We start from the raw sequence: 1,390 nt of genomic DNA, 5'->3' as shown, positions 1-1,390 counted from the left end.
TAACGAATGACATGGATTCCCCCTACCGAGGATCTGCCACACTTATGTGGTACTTAAATGCATCGGAGGCACCATGTCTGATTATTCTTATTTCTGCGGTATCGACCTAGCTAAAAACCACTTTAGTCTTCATGCCGTAGACCAAAATGGTAAGGTCATACTTCATAAGTCAGTAACCCGCTCTAAACTACTGACTACAATAGCAAATATGCCACTCATGCGTATAGGCGTTGAAGCGTGTGGTGGTGCACATTATTGGGCAAGAACACTCAATAAACTGGGTCACGACGCCCGTATTATGGCCGTTAAATACGTAGTTCCTTATCGAACTAAGGGAAAGAACGACCTTAATGATGCTGTTGCCATATGCGAAGCTGTTCAGCGTCCATCAACTCGCTTTGTACCCGTAAAATCCCCCGAGCAACAAGCCATCCTATCGGTACATAGAATGAGAGAGCATTGGGTTCGTGAGCGCACCGCGCTTGTGAATCGCATGCGTGCCCTACTCTCTGAATTCGGGTTGATCATTCCTGTTGGCCGCTCTTCGTTAATGAAACACGTTCCCTTAATGCTGGAAGACGCAGAAAATGAACTGCCACACCTTGCAAGAACGGTGATTGCCGATGCTTATCACCACCTTGGAGAATTGAATCAACGTATCGCCGATACTGAACAAGTCTTCGATTCTTTTACTAAGGTCAGCGCTAATGTCCAACGAGTGATGAAAGTTCGAGGTATTGGGCCGCAAACCGCTACTGCGATACTTGCTTCGATAGGCAATGGTTCTCAATTTGATAAAAGCCGTGATTTTTCTGCTTGGCTAGGACTAGTACCAAAGCAATATTCCACAGGAGGAAAACCTCGGTTAGGGCGAATAACCAAACACGGTGATAAATATTTACGAACGCTATTAGTTCACGGAGCAAGGACCGTGATTGCCAACCTTGGCGACAAGCAAGATAAGTTAAGCCAGTGGTGTCGAGGCGTTCTAGAGCGGAGAGGAATGAACCGAGCAATAGTGGCACTTGCCGCGAAGAACGCACGAATTATATGGTCGCTTTTACACAATCAAACAGAATATGAAAACTATGCTGCTTAAGTAAAAACTTAAGCAGCATAAAGAGTTAAACCCACCGGGTCATTGCAGACGCTAATGATGGAGATAGGTTAAGACCACTTGCGGAGAGCCTGTTAATGCGGCGGACACACTAGATGTCATCTAACGAATAAGGCACCGCAGTCGCGCAAGTCATCAGGGCCACGACGTATGCGAATCGTCGATAAGTAGGCCGAATGTAGAGCGGCAGTCCAAAACCCATCAACATAAGTTTAGCGGATGTTTGACAACCTGGGGGGAATCCATGTAGCCGCATTAAGGTGTGAGCAACGC

1 protein-coding gene is annotated in these 1,390 nt (G+C 46.5%); it reads left to right on the top strand.

The genetic code is table 11. From position 1 onward, the window contains the following. Window positions 1–73: 73 nt before the first annotated feature. Window positions 74–1,099 (top strand): IS110 family transposase, encoded by a 1,026-nt coding sequence (locus tag BCT49_RS02480; RefSeq protein WP_102434013.1) that lies wholly within the window; start codon window positions 74–76, stop codon window positions 1,097–1,099. Window positions 1,100–1,390 lie beyond the last annotated feature (291 nt).

Origin of the sequence: Vibrio lentus (genome assembly GCF_002875945.1) — a bacterium.
GTDB lineage: Bacteria > Pseudomonadota > Gammaproteobacteria > Enterobacterales > Vibrionaceae > Vibrio > Vibrio apostichopi.
Note: the sequence above shows the minus strand (reverse complement) of the source record. Positions and strands in the feature narration are given on the sequence as shown.

Coding starts and splice junctions, on each gene's coding strand:
- BCT49_RS02480 (WP_102434013.1), top strand. CDS start 74: ATGTCTGATTATTCTTATTTCTGCGGTATCGACCTAGCTAAAAACCAC.